Source organism: Shewanella sp. SR1 (assembly GCF_020447145.1).
GTDB classification, from domain to species: domain Bacteria; phylum Pseudomonadota; class Gammaproteobacteria; order Enterobacterales; family Shewanellaceae; genus Shewanella; species Shewanella baltica.
In genome coordinates, this window is the sequence record NZ_JAJAEF010000007.1 from 140,622 (window position 1) to 158,917 (window position 18,296).

Annotated in this window: 13 protein-coding genes and 1 pseudogene; 9 read left to right on the plus strand and 5 right to left on the minus strand. The window is 48.0% G+C overall.

The window, feature by feature from the left end:
* The first annotated feature begins 40 nt into the window (after positions 1-40).
* Positions 41-1,066, plus strand: coding sequence for a GGDEF domain-containing protein (locus KV201_RS08795; RefSeq protein WP_012587834.1), 1,026 nt, complete (start codon positions 41-43; stop codon positions 1,064-1,066).
* Between the two features lie 221 nt (positions 1,067-1,287).
* On the opposite strand, the gene KV201_RS08800 is transcribed toward KV201_RS08795, so the two are convergent.
* The 3 genes and pseudogenes from KV201_RS08800 to pdsO form a co-directional block, all read right to left on the minus strand.
* The gene (locus KV201_RS08800) at positions 1,288-1,995 is read right to left on the minus strand and encodes a class GN sortase (RefSeq protein WP_226059090.1); all 708 of its coding nucleotides are present in this window, start codon (positions 1,993-1,995) and stop codon (positions 1,288-1,290) included.
* A gap of 32 nt (positions 1,996-2,027) precedes the next feature.
* A pseudogene (locus KV201_RS08805) lies at positions 2,028-4,337 on the minus strand (marine proteobacterial sortase target protein).
* Between the two features lie 105 nt (positions 4,338-4,442).
* On the minus strand, positions 4,443-5,273 hold the full coding sequence (gene pdsO / locus KV201_RS08810) for a sortase-associated OmpA-like protein PdsO (RefSeq protein WP_319000212.1): 831 nt from the start codon (positions 5,271-5,273) through the stop codon (positions 4,443-4,445).
* A gap of 258 nt (positions 5,274-5,531) precedes the next feature.
* Between pdsO and pdsR the strand changes: the two genes are divergently transcribed.
* From pdsR to KV201_RS08825, 3 genes are all read left to right on the plus strand, one after another.
* Complete coding sequence (gene pdsR / locus KV201_RS08815) at positions 5,532-6,224, plus strand: proteobacterial dedicated sortase system response regulator (RefSeq protein ID WP_226059092.1); 693 nt, start codon at positions 5,532-5,534, stop codon at positions 6,222-6,224.
* 74 nt (positions 6,225-6,298) lie between these two features.
* A complete protein-coding gene (gene pdsS / locus KV201_RS08820) occupies positions 6,299-8,458 on the plus strand; it encodes a proteobacterial dedicated sortase system histidine kinase (RefSeq protein WP_226059093.1) in 2,160 nt (719 codons plus the stop codon).
* A 257-nt stretch (positions 8,459-8,715) separates the two neighbouring features.
* Positions 8,716-9,915 carry a cystathionine beta-lyase gene (locus KV201_RS08825; protein WP_226059094.1) on the plus strand — a complete coding sequence of 400 codons (1,200 nt, stop codon included), beginning with the start codon at positions 8,716-8,718 and terminating at the stop codon, positions 9,913-9,915.
* Between the two features lie 233 nt (positions 9,916-10,148).
* On the opposite strand, the gene KV201_RS08830 is transcribed toward KV201_RS08825, so the two are convergent.
* A complete protein-coding gene (locus tag KV201_RS08830) occupies positions 10,149-10,637 on the minus strand; it encodes a CreA family protein (RefSeq protein ID WP_226059095.1) in 489 nt (162 codons plus the stop codon).
* Positions 10,638-10,680: 43 nt separating this feature from the next.
* The gene (gene yegD / locus KV201_RS08835; protein ID WP_226059096.1) at positions 10,681-12,153 is read right to left on the minus strand and encodes a molecular chaperone; all 1,473 of its coding nucleotides are present in this window, start codon (positions 12,151-12,153) and stop codon (positions 10,681-10,683) included.
* A 375-nt stretch (positions 12,154-12,528) separates the two neighbouring features.
* Between yegD and ppk1 the strand changes: the two genes are divergently transcribed.
* From ppk1 to KV201_RS08860, 5 genes are all read left to right on the plus strand, one after another.
* Positions 12,529-14,700, plus strand: coding sequence for a polyphosphate kinase 1 (gene ppk1 / locus KV201_RS08840; RefSeq protein ID WP_226059097.1), 2,172 nt, complete (start codon positions 12,529-12,531; stop codon positions 14,698-14,700).
* A 41-nt stretch (positions 14,701-14,741) separates the two neighbouring features.
* A complete protein-coding gene (ppx, locus tag KV201_RS08845) occupies positions 14,742-16,304 on the plus strand; it encodes an exopolyphosphatase (protein WP_226059098.1) in 1,563 nt (520 codons plus the stop codon).
* A gap of 393 nt (positions 16,305-16,697) precedes the next feature.
* Complete coding sequence (locus KV201_RS08850) at positions 16,698-16,982, plus strand: J domain-containing protein (protein ID WP_006081330.1); 285 nt, start codon at positions 16,698-16,700, stop codon at positions 16,980-16,982.
* 23 nt (positions 16,983-17,005) lie between these two features.
* Positions 17,006-17,533 (plus strand): hypothetical protein, encoded by a 528-nt coding sequence (locus tag KV201_RS08855; RefSeq protein WP_006081329.1) that lies wholly within the window; start codon positions 17,006-17,008, stop codon positions 17,531-17,533.
* On the plus strand, positions 17,533-18,291 hold the full coding sequence (locus KV201_RS08860; protein WP_006086363.1) for a hypothetical protein: 759 nt from the start codon (positions 17,533-17,535) through the stop codon (positions 18,289-18,291). The genes KV201_RS08855 and KV201_RS08860 overlap by 1 nt, the downstream gene beginning before the upstream one ends.
* Positions 18,292-18,296 lie beyond the last annotated feature (5 nt).

Consider the following 18,296-nt stretch of genomic DNA (forward strand, 5'->3'; position numbering starts at 1 on the left):
CTTAAAATATCCGTTTATTTTCATTAAGTAAGGTAACAATATGTCGCTAGAGTTATTACAAGCCGCTGCACTGAATCTCAAAAAAGCAGTGCCTCTGATGCTCAAACATAAAATTCCGACCACCCCGGTTAACTATGCGCTTTGGTACACTTATGTTGGTGAACAGAATCCCGAATTAAATCAACGACTCGATACCGTTATCGCCCAGTACAACACCTGTCCTCCTGTGAGTAGCGAACTCTTATATCGCCAGTATGTTGCCGATCCCGTTGAACTCGATGTCCGCGAAATGCGCCAGAATCTGGATGCTATGGTGACTGAGCTGTCCCAATCGCTCAAAGATACCAATCTGGATGCCAATGAATTCCAGTCGCGCATCGAGAGTAATTTTGAAAAGCTCAACCGCATCGAAGATGAGGGTTTTAGTGTTGAGCAAGTGCTCGATCTGGTGCGCAGTTTAGTGAAAGAGTCGGACAATATTCGCTCGAGCACTGAGTTTTTTACCGGACAATTGCAAAAAGCGCAAACCGAAATCGATGCGCTAAAGAAAAAGCTCGAACAGACAGAAAAAGATGTGCTCTACGATGCGCTGACTGGCTGCTTTAATCGCCGCGCCTTCGACAGCGATTTTGCCGGCATGTTGGCCCAAGCGCCCTTAGGCACCTGCTTGATCTTGGCCGATATCGACCATTTTAAAGTGTTTAACGACACCTATGGCCACCAGCTCGGCGACCAAGTGTTACGCGCCGTGGCGAAACGGCTACAGGAATCCTGCCGCGATGGCGCGAAACTGTATCGTTTTGGCGGTGAAGAATTTGTGATTATTGTGCCTAAAAGTCAGTTACGCATCGCAAGGCAACTGGCCGAAGCCATGCGCCGTGGGCTCGAAAAGCTCAGTTTGAAAGACAGACGTAAAGATGAGCGCATCAATAATATCAGTGCCTCATTTGGGGTTGCCCAATGGCAAGAAAAACAAACGGGCATGCAGTTGATTGAAGCGGCAGATAAATTACTTTATGACGCTAAACGTTTAGGTCGAAATCGCGTGTTACCGATCAGCAACTAATTGTGATGACCTGAGAGTGATGACCTGAGAGTAATTACATGAGAGTCATGACCGAAACGCAATGAATTAGCCTGAAGCCGATGATTAGGCTTCAGGCTAGGATGATTAAAAGACAGTCATTTGGCGGTTACTGATAAGCACTATTTAGTTAACATTATTAGCTCAAAGCAGCCTTAACGCTTTGGTTGAAGATTGCGCTAAGGCTTAAATTAACGTGCGACCTAATGGGTGAAACTGCGCGATACAGAAGCGACCTTCCCTTGCATCCCATTCCCAGTTGAAGCTGAAACATCGGCACTAGCCGTATCCATTGATTCATCCTCAACTGGTATCGCCTGCACCACAAAGCGCAGTTCGGCGCCGCCTTGAAGTCCATCGAAGGGATAACAAGTGATTAAGGTTAAGCGATTATCATCGGATGGCGCCATAAACTGCGTTTCAGTTTCATGCACCACCTGAGTCGCAACCACTTCATAAATAATGTTATTTCCCTTAAGCGTCTGCAGCGATAGTCGGCGACCCACCGCCATGCCATTGAGGATCGCAAAATGCGTGTCCCTGTGACCGGCAATCACAGTATTGCCCTTTTGCCCCGCTGGCGCGCTGGACAATACTAGACTCGGACCAAAGGCCAAATTTCGCCCTGAAGCCCCCGCCAACACATATAAACTGTCATTAAGCTCGGCTTCAATATCGCTATTAGCCGCCGCTTGTTCACGATAAATGGACAGCTTTGCCACGGGATAAGTATCCGCCCATGACCAAGGCTTATGAGATTGTCCATCGGCTAAGGTTTTAGTCCACGCCTGTTCAATCAAATACTGGGCAAAGTGTGCTTTAGCTTGCATATAGAGTCCCTTTCCTAACAATGTTGCGCCAATTAAAAATAATCCCACCACTAAAAATCGCTGTGTTCTGCCTTTACTCATCGGGCTTTACTCGTCGTTCATGATTCATTGGTTCATCTATGACAGGCAAGCGCCACCATGGCTGCCTTCTCTTCGCGTTTTTGTCGCAGAATCGATCCCATAAGTACCAAGGCCAGCAGCAAGGTAAGCGCACCCAATAACATATCCAAACGGCTCGAGGTCGCAGTTTGTGGCAAGGCACCAAAAGGCTGCCAACCTAAGGGCAAGTGCTGACGCACCAAGGCATCGCGGCTCATTGCGGTTGAATCTATTGGAGTTAAGTCCACCGCCACTAAACTGGTATAAGCGCTGACTAAGTGATAATTCATCGACAAGGCCGTGACTTGCTGCTTTACCTTGTCATCATTCGCGCCATTTTTACTCAGCTCCAATGCACCAATCTGTTTACGCGCCCAGAGTAAATCTAAACCCGCACCTTGATTGGTGATAAGTCCCGCTGAGTTGTCCTGAAGCGATAACGACTGTTGCCAGTTTTTATGCCCTTGGCGACCTGAGATCACTAATTCCTGCGGCTCACGGGCGCTGCGTTTTAGACTCACAAGCACAGGCTCGCCGCGATACAAATCTGCAATCGGTGACGGCCAGTAATCGGGCACACTGCCATCGTCATAACGCACTTGAATATCGGTTAATACGGGATATTGAATTTTGCTCAGCAAGGCGCTGATCTTCTCGTCGACTTCATCCACTTTGCCAATATAAGTAAAAGTGCCACGACCCAGTTCAGCCGCCCTTTGCATAAAGTGAGAATTAGGCGCTGAGCCTATGCCGACAGTAAACAAGCGGCTCTCACCGATTTGGTAGCGGATCAAATCGAACAAGGCTTGTTCATTGCCCACAGAGCCGTCGGTCATAAAGATCACTTGGCGCAAAGGCTGCACTGCATCGGGCGAGGCACTGCCCAATGATTTTGGCAAGGCAGCATCCAGTGCCAGCGCCATTTCGGTGCCACCATCGGCTTGTAAACGGCTCACAAATTGACGGGCACGAGACAAATTCGACGAGGTCGCCGGTAATGGTGTCGCTGAAAACTGAGACAGACTGGAATTAAATTCGATAATGTTAAAACTATCCTCGGGCTTCAGTCCTTTTAATGCATAAAGCAGTGCATTTTTGGCTTGAACGATAGAATCCCCCGCCATAGAGCCCGAAGTATCAATCACCAAAATTAATTCACGGGGCAAGCTCGGCTGGTTACTCTTTTCGACCTTAGGAGGCAACACCATGACGAGACTGTAATTATCTTCATTTACGCCGTTAGCTTTGCTGGTTTCAAGCGTGTCCTGAGACAAATTATCGCCATCGGGTTTATGGGTCTTACCCTGTTGATTAAACACCCAAGCCATTGGACTCGTACCCTACTGTACGCGCCATTGTAGTACAAAGTCACGATTGGCAGGCACGCGTTGTGCCAGTGAAACATCGACGCCGCTATTGGTTTGCTTGAGTTTAATGTCATGGTAAGGACTCTCAATTGACGCCTTATCAACCCCCTTTGCCAGCAAGACTTGAATGTCCGTCTCGAGCACAGGATCGCGTCCATTGGCGCCGTCCCGCACAGGCGCCACAATCCGGTCAGCATCAAACACCTGCGAGCTGGTCACTCGGCTCGATTGGCGTGCCATAGGCTCATTTGAGTCGCTAGCACTGGCGTCAGAGGTTAAGCCCGGGATATACCGAGGCGCGACCACCAGCGGAAAACGTAGGCTAAACAAGCCATCTTCATATTTGATACTCTCCTGATAGCTGATTTCGACAATCAACTCTTCCTGCGGTGCTAGGTTGGCCACTTCGGTCGTGAACATATTTGGCCGCTCTTGGCTCACTAAGCTGGCACGTTTGCCCTCAGCTTTGGCTTGCTCAAAAATCTGCTTAGCCTCGGCCTTAGGATGAATTTGCCCTTCGATAACCCTTTGGCCGATATGTAATCGCAGCGAATCCACCGCGGCCTCATTGGGCAGCGGGAACAGATATTGCCCATTCAACACAAACTCAGTGTTATTGCGAAAAACCTGCTTCACGCTAACGCGATTACTTAAGCCAGAGACTTGCATCGACACTTGTGTATCGAGTGGCAAAGATGGCACCCAAGCGCCGCTCGGCTGACGATAAAGCAACAAACCCTGAGTAATGTCATCGTAATTAATGACCTGTGATTCTACCGTACTTTGAGCAGTATTTTGGCCGACCAGCGCCGAGGCAATATTCTGCGGCTCAGACAATGTGCCCGTGCTATTGGGTGAGGCTAATGCCACAAAAGGCAAGCCCCAACATACGGCGGCACTGATCATTAATATCGCTAAGCTTTCGCTGATTTCTTTTACCCTTTTCCCTGTGATCATCACAAAGGCTTCCTTCTTGCTATTAACTAATATGGACTGACGTTCGCAGTCGTTAAAATGAATGTTCTAAATTGACGGCTTAGAATGGACGACTAACATCGACTGCTATTGCGCCGTGCGCGTTGCCATCAAGGTTGAATGAGGCTGTAAGGTCAAGGTCACACGGCGATCGAACACATCCGATTCCCTGTCCTGCTCCGCTTGCAGTGGCGATAAAGCGCCAAAGGCTTGTGTTGTCATGCGTTCAGCGGCGACGCCTTGCTTAATCAGGTAGCCACGGACTTCCAGTAAACGTTGCTCAGAAAGGGCTTGGTTGTAGCTCACATCCCCGCGGCGATCGGCATAGCCTTTCAATTCCAAATTAAGCTCAGGCGACAGATTCATCACCTCGGCCACATCATCTAATTGGGGCAAAAAATGCGATTCGACCTCAGAGGAACCGGTGCGAAACTGCACGTTTAGCCCTAGGGCGAGTTCACTGAGCAATTGACGTTGCGCAGATAGCAACTCATCAAGCTCTTGCTGCGCCTTGGCATACTCGCTAGCGCGTTTTTCGGCAGTTTGTTGCTTGACACTCAACTCGGATAATTGCGACTCTTGCAGGTTGATCTGTCTTTGCTGAACGTGCAGCGTGTCTGTGTCGCTAACCGACTTACCAATCAAGGTGCCAGTGAATGCACCAATAATGGCCCCCACTGGGCCACCGACTAACGCGCCCACTAAAGCCCCACCACCGAGGCCAATTAAGGCTTCTGGCTGTTCGTCCTCATTTGCGTATTCGCCATCCATCGCCATTCCGCTGGCATCGACATCATTATCTAAGCTGCGCTCCTGTCCTTGAGCTTGGTTTTGCAGTGAAACCCGCGCCGACACACTGGCGACTGGCGCGCTTAATAAACTCAAAACCAACAAATTAATTAGTGTCTTTTTCATCATCTCATTCCTTTTTGATTATTAGCTGAGCTTGCACTCGAACCTGAACAACAAGTTCAAAACCCCATCAGGTCAAAACGGGTGCAAAACTGAATGCGGCTATTAAACACAAGTGGAATGGCATGAGCAGGGATGGAAAATGGCAATGCAACTATCAATTGTGGCAACAAAATGGCAATTGCATTTGTGGCCTTTTATCTCGGGTAAAATCCTGTATAGTCACGAAAACTTACTCCCCCAAGTCAATAGGAATATGGCTCTATGAAGCGTATCGCCATAGTGGAAGATGAAGCGGCCATTCGCGAGAATTACAAGGACGTGCTGCAACAACACGGTTACAGCGTACAAACCTATGCTGACAGACCGTCAGCCATGTTAGCCTTTAATACTCGTTTACCGGATTTAGCCATTATCGACATCGGCTTAGGCAATGAAATTGACGGTGGCTTTATGCTGTGTCAGTCACTGCGCGCCATGTCGAATACACTCCCTATCATCTTTTTAACCGCCCGAGACAGTGACTTTGATACTGTGTGTGGCCTGCGTTTAGGCGCCGATGATTACTTGAGTAAAGAAGTGAGTTTCCCCCATTTAACTGCGCGCTTAGCGGCCTTGTTTCGCCGCTCCGAGCTTGCGGCCAGCCAAACAGCGCAGGAAAACCTGCTTGAGCGTGGCCCACTGACGATTGATGCCAATCGCATGCAAGTCTATTGGAACCAATTGCCGATTGAGCTTACCGTCACCGAATTTTGGATGGTGCACGCGTTAGCCAAACACCCGGGCCATGTGCGCAGCCGCCATGAGTTAATGCAAGAGGCGAAGATTTTTGTCGATGACAGCACGATCACTTCCCATGTGAAACGCATTCGCAAGAAGTTCATCGCCACCGCACCTGAGTTTGACTGTATCGATACGGTTTATGGCATGGGTTATCGCTGGGACAGCTTAGCCTGAACTCTCGCGATACCTTGATGCACGTAACCTTGAGCCAATACACTTTTGATCCCATTGATGCTGATCCCTAACTTATGACACGTTTCCCCTTTGGTCTACGCACTAAAGTCATCGGCCTTAGCCTGTTTTTGCTCTGCCTACCTTGGCTGGGGTACCAATATGTGTGGGAGATGGAAAAGTATCTTCGCCACGGTCAAGAACGCACCTTAGAAGGCACGACTCAGGCACTGGCCACCGCGCTGCACGAACGGCCGAAATTGTTCGATGGACAAGCGAGCTTTTTAAAGCAAGTGGAAAAGAGTCGCGATCTGTACGCCTATCAACTCAATGGGGCGATTCTGCTCGACGGCAAACTTAACGAATGGGAAGAGTATCAGCACAGATTTATCCAGTACGGTGAGGCGCATCAGATCATGCGCGCCGAGCCTAACGCTCCGCTGACCTTAAGCTTTACCCACATGGTCGGCCAGTATGATGGTTATCTGTATGCCTTCTTTCAAGTGACCGACCCAACTGTGGTGCTGCGTGGCAAAAATGCCTTAAGTGTCGATAGAAACGATCATCTTTCAATTGCGACACTCGCGCCCGACAATAAATTCAAGCGCTATATCGTTGCCACCACGCAACCCGGCTGGATCAGTGCCTTCGAGTTACCTGCCAATCCTAAGCAAACCGTGCCCGTCAAACCTGAAGTGCGCATACAAGGACAATGGGCGACCACAGATGTGGGCTACAATGTCGAGCTGCGTATTCCCTTAGACATGGTCGGCAGCAAACTCGGTTTTGCCATTTCCGATGTTAACGACAGCAAAAACCGCGATGTGGCAGCCGTTGTCGGCACCTCGGCCTTAGATACGGTCGATAATCTCGGCACTGTGTTGGTGCCATCGCCAGAAATTGAAAACATTATCAAAGGCATGAGCCACTATAGCTCACGCATTTGGGTAGTCGATAAGCACGGCCGCGTACTGGCAAAATCGGGCGATATTCGTGCCAATGATAGCGTGTGGACCCGCACCTTAGAAGATGAAAAGAGCACCACGCTATGGGAAACCTTCAAGCGCGATTACTTGCATCCGCTGTACTATAAAATCCTCACTAAGCCGCCCAAAGACTTTATCGACTCCTTGCAAGACTCCACCGAGCTTGATGGCAGTCATATCCAAAAAGCCCTTGCGGGTCAGCAAAGTTCAACTTGGCGCTTAACCCCAGACAATAAAGCTGTGGTACTTGCCGCCGCCAGCCCTATTTGGATAGATAACAATGTGATGGGCGCCGTTGTCGCCGAAGAAACCACCCACGGGATCCGTACCCTGCGTAACCGCGCGCTGGAAAAACTCTTTAACGTGATTTTGACCATTATGAGCATGGGCACTTTGGCGCTGTTCTTTTTCGCTTCGAGCATTTCTAACCGTATCCGTAAACTGCGCGATGAGGCCGAAAATGCCATTGATAGCCAAGGCCGCGTTCGTAATCACCTCAAACCGTCTAAAGCTCGGGATGAAATTGGCGATCTGTCCCGCAGTTTCTCCAACATTGTCGGACGGCTTGGTCAATACACCCATTATCTGGAAAACATGTCGTCGCGCCTGTCCCATGAGCTGCGCACGCCCGTGGCGGTTGTGCGATCATCCCTTGAGCATTTAAACCTACAAACCTTAGATAAAGACACGCAAAAATATGTCGACCGCGCCCAAGAAGGTGTCAGCCGCTTAAGCATGATTTTAAATAACATGAGCGAAGCAACGCGCTTAGAGCAGAGTTTAACGCAGGCCGATATCACTAAGTTTCCACTCTCACAAGTGGTTAGCGGTTGTATGCAAGGTTATCAAATGACCTATCCAGAACAAGGCTTTAGCGTAAAAGTGCCCGAGCAACCTTTGATGATGCAAGGTGTGCCGGAATATATCGCCCAGTTGATGGACAAACTTATCGCTAACGCGATTGAATTTTGCGATAAAGGCAGCGCCATCGAAGTCACACTTACCCAAGTCGGTAAGCAAGCCACATTGCTTATCAGTAACTTAGGGCCAGAATTACCTGTTGATATGTCGGAGCAGATTTTCGATTCCATGGTGTCGGTGCGGATAAATCAAGCCCAAGACAAACCCCATCTCGGTTTAGGTCTGTATATCGCGCGATTGGTCGCCGAGTTCCACCAAGGGCAAATCCTCGCCCGCAATCGCAGCGAGCATAATGGCGTCGATATCCTAGTAACCTTGCCATTAAGCTAAGAATCACGATGCCTTTGAGCTAAAGTCACACTGCCGTTAAATTATGAGTCACGTTGCCTTTGAGGCTCGGCATCATAATCTAAAGACCGAAGGGACAGGCGCCAATAACATGAGTCAAACTCATCATCGCGCCTCCTGTCATTTCTGCGCACAGATGCTAAGATGGCCGCCATAACAATAGATTAGATATCTCCAATGGTTCTTCTCCAACATTGTTCAACCTATTCGTTCAACCTAAATGCCAAGGTAATGATCCAATGACAGATAAACATCATCAAGCCACCCAAATCGTCAGCTTAGGTCGAGACAAAAAATGGACCAAAGGCGTGATCAACCCGCCCGTTTTTCGTGCTTCGACTATCGTCTTCGAAACGATGGATGAAATGCGCCACGCCGCGAAAAATAAAACCAACGGCGAGATGTTTTATGGCCGCCGCGGTACCCCGACCCATTTTTCGTTTCAAGCGGCGATTGCTGAATTAGAAGGCGGCGTCGGTACAGCGCTGTATCCCTCTGGCGCGGCGGCGATCAGTGCAGCGTTATTGTCATTTTTAAAAGCCGGCGATCACCTGTTGATGGTCGATAGCGTGTATGAGCCAACGCGGGATCTGTGTACCCATATTCTCGGCGGTTTTGGTATCGAAACCACTTATTACAATCCGCTGATTGGCGCGGGCATTCGCGACCTTATTCGCCCCAATACTAAAGTGTTGTTTTTAGAGTCACCAGGCTCTATCACCATGGAAGTGCAAGATGTACCGACCTTGTGCCGCATCGCCCACGAACATGGGCTGATTACTATGCTGGACAACACTTGGGCATCCCCAATCAACAGCAAGCCCTTTGAAATGGGTGTAGATATCTCAATTCAAGCGGCGACCAAATACATTGTCGGTCACTCGGATGTGATGATAGGCACAGCTACCGCCAACGAAAAATACTGGCCACAATTGCGCGAACACAGCTATTTGATGGGACAAACCACCTCCCCTGATGATGTGTACCTTGCCGCCCGTGGCCTGCGCACCTTAGGCGTGCGTATGGCGCAGCATGAAAAAAATGCCCTGCAAGTTGCCAACTGGTTGAAAACCCGACCAGAAGTCGATCATCTGCGTCATCCGGCGTTTGATACCTGCCCTGGCCATGAGTTCTTTAAACGCGACTTCAGCGCCTCCAACGGCTTATTCTCCTTTGTATTGAAACAAGGCGATGCCGATGCGGTCACCGCACTGGTTGAGAATATGAGTCACTTTAAGATGGGCTTTTCTTGGGGCGGCTACGAGAGTTTAATCCTCGGTATTTTTGGCATTGATAAAATCCGCTCGGCGACTAAGTGGGATGCGAGCAAACCGTTAATTCGTTTGCATATTGGTTTAGAAGATTCCGCGGATTTAATTGCCGATCTCAGTGCAGGGTTTGAACGCTTTAACGCAGTACTGACGGCCAAAGCTAAGTAGCGATAGGGATCTTGATAGGGATTAAGCGAGGTCGTTAGAGGGCTAATATTTATTGCGTTATGTCATTAGCGACTAAATGCGCGCAGCCTATAAAAACAAAAAGGGGCGGAATAAACATTCCGCCCCTTTCTCTTATCAACACTGACTGCAAATTTACCTTACTGCATATTTAACTTATTTCAAATATCAATGCTTACAGCCAAGGTACAACCAAACCACAAACTCTTCGGCGATTAATTCGCTTTCGCTCCAGCACTCAACGCATGGTCAACCCAAGCGGCTGAGCCATAAAGCGGTACTGTCGAAAGGGCATGTTTATGGCTGCCGTTGGTCTCTTTAGTCGAATAGGACAAATACAGCAGAGTCTGGTTCTGTGCATCATAAATTCGGCGCACTTTTAATGACTTGAACAAAATACTCAGGGATTCGGTGAAAATCACTTCGCCGTGTTTACCCATGTCGATATTAGCCAAATCGGCCGCGTTAATTGGCCCAGTTTGACGGCAACTTATGCCCATATCCGATGGATCGGCAAAATCTAAATTGGCTTCGATACGACTAATATGGCAAGTCACCCCAGGAATTTTAGGATCGTGCTTAGCATCGATGATCACATCTTTAGTGGTAAAAAGCCCTAAGCTCACCTTACCTACATCGTCACCACAACCCGCGAGCAAAAAGCCCACAGTGGCGGCAAACGCACACTTCAACAGAGTTTTCATTCCTACATCCTTTTACATTAGTGCTTATATGAGTGCTTATATATTAGTGCTTAGCAAATAGCTTTTGTGCCCAGCGAGTTAGCCCTGCAGTCACAGAGCCAAAGTGATCGCCGACCACGACCGGAATATCGGGATAAATACCGGCAATTTTCGCGTAGATCGCAGGGCTTCGCGCCGTACCACCTGTCACATAAATCACATCGGGTTTGCATTCTGCAGCATTGTCGGCAGATACATTCTCGTTATTCACAGAGTCTTGAGCTAAGCCGTCAGCCGCTAAGGTTTTTGCCGCTTGCGTGAGCGCTTGGTGCATCAGGGCTTCCACTTTCGTCAGCGACGGCTCAATGGCATTTTCAAACAATACACGACTCACACCTGCGTGCAGCGCCGCTTCGATAAAATCGAGATTGATATCTGTATTCTCGGCATCCGACAGGGCTATTTTGGCGCGTTCGGCTTGGCGGACCAACTGATAGCTTAGCTGCTGTTGTTGCACTTTTAACAGTCGGTTGAGTAACTGTGGCTGCTCGGCTTCTTTCACCAATTCATCAATCAGTTTACGGCTGCTTAAGGTACTGAATTCTCGCTGGGCGCTAATATCATTTACCGCCACCGCATTCCAAAAGGCTTTACTGGGCATAGGTTTGCCATTGGTCATCAAAGAGCCTAAACCAAAGTGCGGCATAAAGGCATTCATTGCAAGGGCGATATCAAGATCATTACCACCGATTCGCTGACCACTATGGCCGAGGAAATCTTCACTGCGATCCGCTTTTTGTTTATGTGCTGGACCCATTTTGACCACAGAGCAGTCCGTTGTACCGCCGCCCACGTCGACAACCAACACGGTTTTGTTATCGGTCAAGCTCGCTTCATAATCCATCCCCGCCGCTAATGGCTCGAACAGAAAATCAACGTCGACGAAACCCGCACGTTTTGCCGCCAAGGTCAAAATGGATTCGGCCTGACGGTTACTCTCTTCACCGCCTATGCCTTGAAAGTTCACCGGACGACCAATAATCGCATGGGTAATCGTTGCCGCAGCGCCTTGTTTAGCAAGCTGCTTTTCAACTAATACAGATTCGGCGCGCACTTTAATGTGCTGCATCATCAGGGTAACTATGTCTTCAAACAGCGCCACTTGTTCGGGTCTCAGTCCCGTCGCACCTAAAAAGGATTTTGGCGAACGGACATAGAATCCCTCCTCCGGCATCTCTAAATATGCGCTCACCGCCTGCTCACCGACAAACACGGCCTGAACGTCAGCGTCGAGATCTAACTCATGCCGCACCATGCGGGCACGGCTCAATTGTGCGGCGCGCTTTTTGGCGTAATCGGCTTTTAATTCAATAGGAAGACCACGATAAACCGCCTCAGCGATAAGTTCCCTGTCCATCGCATATAAGGTTGAAGGTAAATAAGCTGATTGCTCTGATAACGCCAATAACTGCACATCATCGCCCTGCATGATCCCTACGGCGCAGTTAGCACTACCATAATCAAATCCAACAAACATACCTTTTACTCCCGCGATAAAAAAGCCGAGCAAGATAACATAGTTTGCGATAATGCCCAAGGAGTTAACACTGCCGGATTGACTCGCAAACTGGCAGCGAGTATAGCGAGCTCATTGCGTAAAGCGCAGTTGCACGGGCAGTGTTTGAGCTCAATCCAAGACGATCATCTTAAGGTCATATTTCTGTCACACTCGTCATCAAGCTGACATATTTCCCTCGTATCTTTATCCCAGATAAATCCCAGACTGATTTTGGCGTGTACGCAGTATTTATCATTGAAATTCCTTCACTTGTCGGCAGTAAATCTGATTGCACAAAGGCGGATGAATGCTATTGTATATTGCGCCATGACGCTTGCTTAAAGGAGCTGTGCAGTGTCCCCGAATACCGATAAACTTTCGATTGATAAAGAACTCTCTTGGTTGTCTTTTAATGAGCGGGTATTGCAAGAAGCCTGCGATCCCAATGTTCCTTTAGTGGAGCGAGTGCGCTTTTTAGGGATATTTTCCAATAACATGGATGAGTTTTTTAGAGTACGTGTGGCTGCGGTCAGGCGCTCGATTCTGCTGTCATCCCTGCAGGAAGGTCGCAGCAACAGTCGCCATTTAATGGCAAAAATCCAATCGAAAGTGATGGCATTGCAAGAAAGGTTCGACGGCATATACACGGATTTAATGCGCGAGCTGGTACGTCGTAATATTTTGTTAATCAATGAGAAACAATTAAGCGAGTTCCACAGCGACTGGCTGAAAAAACATTTTCGTGATCAATTTAAACGCCATATCGCCCCGCTTATCGTCAATAACAATCGCGATTTGATCAAACAAATCAACGACGACGCCACCTATTTATGCGTGTGTTTGTTCACTAAGGCTCGCCGCCAATACGCCTTAGTCGAAGTGCCAACCAAAAACGTGCCGCGGTTTATCGAACTCCCTGCAGAAAAGAGTAAAGCGAAAAAGTATCTGATTTTATTAGATAACATTATTCGCCACTGCGTGGATGAACTCTTTGGCCCTTTCTTCGAGTACGATGCCATCGAAGTGTATTCGATGAAGTTAACCCGCGATGCCGATTTTGATATCACCGACGAGCTAGAGCAAACCCAGCTCGAGAAAATGACCAAAGGTCTTAAAAAACGTCTGACCGCCGAGCCAGTTCGCTTAGTGTATGACAAAGAAATGCCTGAACACATGTTGGTGATGCTGAAAGAAAACCTGAACATCAGCTCGACCGAATGTTTGATCCCAGGCGGGCGCTACCACAGCTTTAAAGACTTTATCGCCTTCCCCAACCCGAGCCGCGACTACCTCGAAAACGAAAAACTGCCGGCGCTCAATAGCGCAGGTTTTGGCCATAGTGCCAACAGTTTCGATGCGATTCGAATGGGCGATATCATGCTCAACTATCCGTACCATAAGTTTTCCCACTTTACCGAAATGGTGCGCCAAGCGGCCTACGATCCGGCGGTGCGCTTTATTCGAATAAACTTATATCGAGTGGCAAAAAAATCCCATGTGATGCAATCGCTTATCGATGCAGTGAAAAATGGCAAACAAGTCACCGCGGTAATTGAACTGCGGGCAAGATTCGATGAGCAATCCAACATCGAATGGACCCGCATCTTAGCCGAAGCGGGCGTCAAAGTTCACCACGGTATCACCAGTTTAAAAGTGCATTCCAAGTTGTGCTTGATTGGCCGTGAGGAACAAGGGGAAATCAAACTCTATTGTCACGTCGGCTCAGGCAACTTTAACGAAGGCACGGCGCGGGTCTACACCGACTTGTCGCTGTTCACCGCCAATCAAGAGATTGCCCGTGAAGTGGAGCAAGTATTTGACTTAATTGAGCATCCGTATCGCCGCGATAACTTCCAGCATTTAATCGTGTCGCCCTACGATGCCAGACAAAAACTGAGTCACTTGATTGATAATGAAATCGTCAATGCCCAAAGCCATATGAAGGCGGCGATTACCTTAAAACTAAATAACTTACTCGATGAATCCTTGGTCCAAAAGCTCTATGAAGCCTCAGCGGCTGGGGTCAAAATTAAGTTACTCATTCGCGGTATGTGCTCACTTATTCCGCAAATACCCGGGGTCAGCGACAACATCGAAGTCTACAGTATCGTTGACCGGTTCCTCGAACACTCACGGGTCATGCTGTTCCACGCTGGCGGCGAGAACAAACTCTTTATCTGCTCCGCCGATTGGATGAGCCGCAACATAGATAACCGCGTTGAAGTGAGTGTGCCGATTTATGATCTGCGCCTAAAACAAATGATAATGGATATTTTATCCTTACAATTCAATGACAATACTAAAGCGCGTGTCATCAACAAAGAACAAAGTAACCCCTATCGAAATCGCGGAAACAAACGAAAAGTGCGTTCTCAAATTGCCATTTATCAATATCTGATTAATTATGAAAAGCGCCAACTGCAAGAATTTAATGCCTTACGTATGTCCACCCAAGGGGGTGATGCTGAGCGAGAAAGCAACGCTGAGCCAGACATAACGCCCGAGTTACAGGCCAAAGCCAGCTAACGCTGGCTTTATATCGCTTTGATTGCCTAAGGATAATCCGATTGGTAGCCACACATTCGCACACACAGCAACACACATTACTAAAGTCGCAGGCGCCACAAACCAATGCGCCTGCAAATGCTAAATCGCGCCATTTTGTCGCCATCGATATGGGATCGAACAGTTTTCATCTGGTCATCGCCCGCGAGCAAGATGGCAGCTTGCAGATTTTACATAAAGAAAAACAACAGGTTCAGCTCGCCACTGGCCTAAATGCGCAGAATATTCTCGACAATGACGCCATAGAACGTGGCCTCAATTGTCTGCGGGATTTTAATCAAAGATTTTCCAATCTCGACCAAGCGCAGGTGCGATTAGTGGCCACCCACACCCTCAGAATCGCCAAAAACCGCGATCAATTTATTGAGGCAGCACTGGCCATCATGCCCTATCCGGTGGAAGTGATTTCGGGCCATGAAGAAGCGCGTTTGATTTATAACGGTATTGCCCAAAGCCAAGTGCTTGGAAAAAGTAATTTAGTCATCGACATTGGTGGTGGCTCGACCGAAGTCGTGATCGGTAAAAAGAATACCCCGACCCAGTTATCTAGTCTGCGCTGCGGTTGCGTGAGTTTTAATGAGCGTTTCTTTATTGATGGGCTCATCACCCCAGCCTCATTTCGCGATGCCCAAAGTGCGGCCGATAAGCAGTTCGCGTCGCTCTCAAAGGAATATTTCGCGGGCGGCTGGGAACTCACCTTGGGTAGTTCAGGCACAGTGAAAGCCATCTGCGAAGCAATTCAAGAAGAACACGGCGATGAAACTATCACGCTGCCACGACTCAAACAGCTCAAAATCAAGTTGATCAAATGTGGCCATATTAGCCAAATCCAATTTGCCAACGTCGATGATAAACGCATTCCCTTAGTGCCCGCCGGACTTGCCATTTTGATCAGCTTTTTTAGGCGCTTACCGATTCAAAAACTTGAGTTTAGCCCAGGAGCACTGCGTGAAGGCGTACTCTATGAACTGGCAAAGATTGGTCAATATCAGGATATTCGCCACCGCACCGTCGACAGTATTGCCCAGCTTTATCATATCGATATGGCCCACGCGGCTAAGGTACGCGACACTGCTATGGCCTTGTTTGAACAGGTCGCCGATGAATGGCAATTAAGGCCCCATGCGCGCTTGCTTGCCTATAGCGCGACTTTACATGAAATCGGATTACACATTAATTCAAAATCCCTGCACAAACACGGCGGTTACATTATCAGTAACAGTGACTTACCTGGGTTTAGCGAAGCATTACAGCTGGATTTAGCGCGACTTATCACCAACCACAGAAAAAAGCCTAACGAATTAATGCTCGCTGAACTCGATCCCAACCATAAGCTCACGCTCAATCGCCTACTCAGCCTGCTTAGGCTCGCTGTCTTGCTCAATCTTGGCCGTATCGCTAAGACGCTGACCTTAGATCATATTAAAGTGATCCCCGATGGACTCATGCTAGTACTACCAAGCCATAAGCGGAAAATCAGCTTGTTTATGAAAGATTTACAGCGAGAACAAAAACAAATGCTCACCCTTGGAATGAACCTGCGTTTAGTGTCTAGTCTGACTTAGCTGTTACGGCGTTAGCTCAGCCTAACGTGGCCGAGGCGAGTGTGGGTTAACTCTGTGTGAATACGTTTAGCGAAGAATTCAGCACTGAAATATGCCCTTAATCGAGGGCTATTATCTCGCCTAAAAACAAGGTTAAGTTAGCTGTCAATCTGGCTAGGTAACGGGATTTCAACAGCATAGCGGTTGACTTAATCCATGCGCCACAACAGATTAAAGTTTAAAGGATTTTTAACCCTTCACTAAAGCACAAATTCCTGCTCGCGCGTTTGCCGCTGGGTGGGGATTTCTGCTATCATCCACGGCTGACTAATCATAATTCCACGAATTTAAAGATAATCAGAGTCAAACCCTTTTTATCTCGCGATATCAGCCCCATCGCCTGCAGGTACAAGTATGATTAACCACTTTAGTGTGCTTGGTATAAAACCCAGTGCCAAAGAAGACGACATTAAAAAAGCCTATCGACGGCTGTCAAACAAATATCATCCCGACAAGTTGTTAGGCGCCTCGGAAGAGGAAAAGCAGCAAGCCGCCGTACAACTTGAACGCGTTAAAAATGCTTATGATGTGTTGTCCGATCCTAAGCGACGAAATGCGTTTATCAAAGATTTCAATAACGTCATAGTGACCGATCCCGCGAGCGCTATGCGCGAGCTGTGGGATCAATTTTATCCTTGAGCGTTTTCTAGAGTAAGTGCCAAATGGTCAAAAAACTGAATATCTCACGTATTAATGAGCTAAAAAATAATGCCTACGACAATATCGAGTCCTACGACGATCCCGATACACCTAAAGCGCTAGAGCAATTTACTAGCCAAATCAAAAAGGTGTTAGAAGCCGATCCTAAGATGCTCGATACTGTGCCTGAGTACCTGCCTGTCGCGCTTTACGGTCGAATTAAGTTTCCCGCCGAAGCCAAACTCAAGTGGGCACATTGGATAAACACGGCAACTCAACCCGAGTGGGATGAGTTTAAAGTCACGATTGGCTTTAACAATGCTGATTTACCCTTAGTGTTAGCCGTGCGTGGTTACTCGGAAACCTTACTGATTGAAAGCTGCGCCGTACTGTATTTACTTGAAAATCAAGGTAAAGCAACGCCAGCAGCGAAGCATCACGACGATGAAGATGATGACAACGATTATGTTGGCACCTCAGATAACGACGACGATGATGAAGGCGAAGAGGAAGATGGCTACTACGATCACTACGATGATGAGGACCGCTAATGAACACTAGTCTCATTGAGATTACCGTCGCCGAAATTAAAGAGTTGGCGGACGTAGAGCCAAAACAAGCGAGCAAACGCTTTGAAATCATTGCAAATACTATGAGCGACGAGCAATTAGTCGAAGTTATCGAACACATGGATATCGTCACGCTGACCCAAATCAACAGTCACCATGATATCTCTTGTCCTTCGATCATGTCTGAACTCATGACCCCGGAACAAATTCGCGACATCGTCTGTCAGCAACCTTTGTACTGGGAAGAAAAAATCAAAAACAATGCCGAAGAACTTATTCAGCATACCTTTGATTTTTTGACCTATTTAATTCGCATCCAAGATAGCGAAGAAAAGCAAACTGCGATTCTAGAATGTATCGCCGAAGATCCAGCGGGCCTCTTCTATCTGTCGATCCCTTTCATCGAAATGATGTTAGGCGAAAAACATGAAGATGAAGACGGCTACACAGATCTCTATGATGACGAAGAAGACACTGAAACCATCGGCTACGACAGCCGCGTCGCCAGTGAAGATGCACACAGCCTCAGCATAGACGACCCACGCAGCCTAATGGCCTTGATCCACGAGCTCGCGCCCGATGTGGAAAAAGCCATTAAGAGTTTGCTGCGAAACGAAAGCTCAGGTTGGGAAATGATCATCAGCAAGTTTGTCAACGAGCTGGTTATTCAAGCCAAAGAGAAAAACCAAGTGACGGATGAATACGCTGAAGTCGATGATATGTTTAGCTTTTTGGATTAAGGAAT

Bases quoted from the DNA above. Each gene is read 5' to 3' on its own strand.
- KV201_RS08795 (WP_012587834.1), top strand. From the start codon at position 41: ATGTCGCTAGAGTTATTACAAGCCGCTGCACTGAATCTCAAAAAAGCA.
- KV201_RS08800 (WP_226059090.1), bottom strand. From the start codon at position 1,995: ATGAGTAAAGGCAGAACACAGCGATTTTTAGTGGTGGGATTATTTTTA.
- pdsO (WP_319000212.1), bottom strand. From the start codon at position 5,273: ATGATGAAAAAGACACTAATTAATTTGTTGGTTTTGAGTTTATTAAGC.
- pdsR (WP_226059092.1), top strand. From the start codon at position 5,532: ATGAAGCGTATCGCCATAGTGGAAGATGAAGCGGCCATTCGCGAGAAT.
- pdsS (WP_226059093.1), top strand. From the start codon at position 6,299: ATGACACGTTTCCCCTTTGGTCTACGCACTAAAGTCATCGGCCTTAGC.
- KV201_RS08825 (WP_226059094.1), top strand. From the start codon at position 8,716: ATGACAGATAAACATCATCAAGCCACCCAAATCGTCAGCTTAGGTCGA.
- KV201_RS08830 (WP_226059095.1), bottom strand. From the start codon at position 10,637: ATGAAAACTCTGTTGAAGTGTGCGTTTGCCGCCACTGTGGGCTTTTTG.
- yegD (WP_226059096.1), bottom strand. From the start codon at position 12,153: ATGTTTGTTGGATTTGATTATGGTAGTGCTAACTGCGCCGTAGGGATC.
- KV201_RS08850 (WP_006081330.1), top strand. From the start codon at position 16,698: ATGATTAACCACTTTAGTGTGCTTGGTATAAAACCCAGTGCCAAAGAA.
- KV201_RS08855 (WP_006081329.1), top strand. From the start codon at position 17,006: ATGGTCAAAAAACTGAATATCTCACGTATTAATGAGCTAAAAAATAAT.
- KV201_RS08860 (WP_006086363.1), top strand. From the start codon at position 17,533: ATGAACACTAGTCTCATTGAGATTACCGTCGCCGAAATTAAAGAGTTG.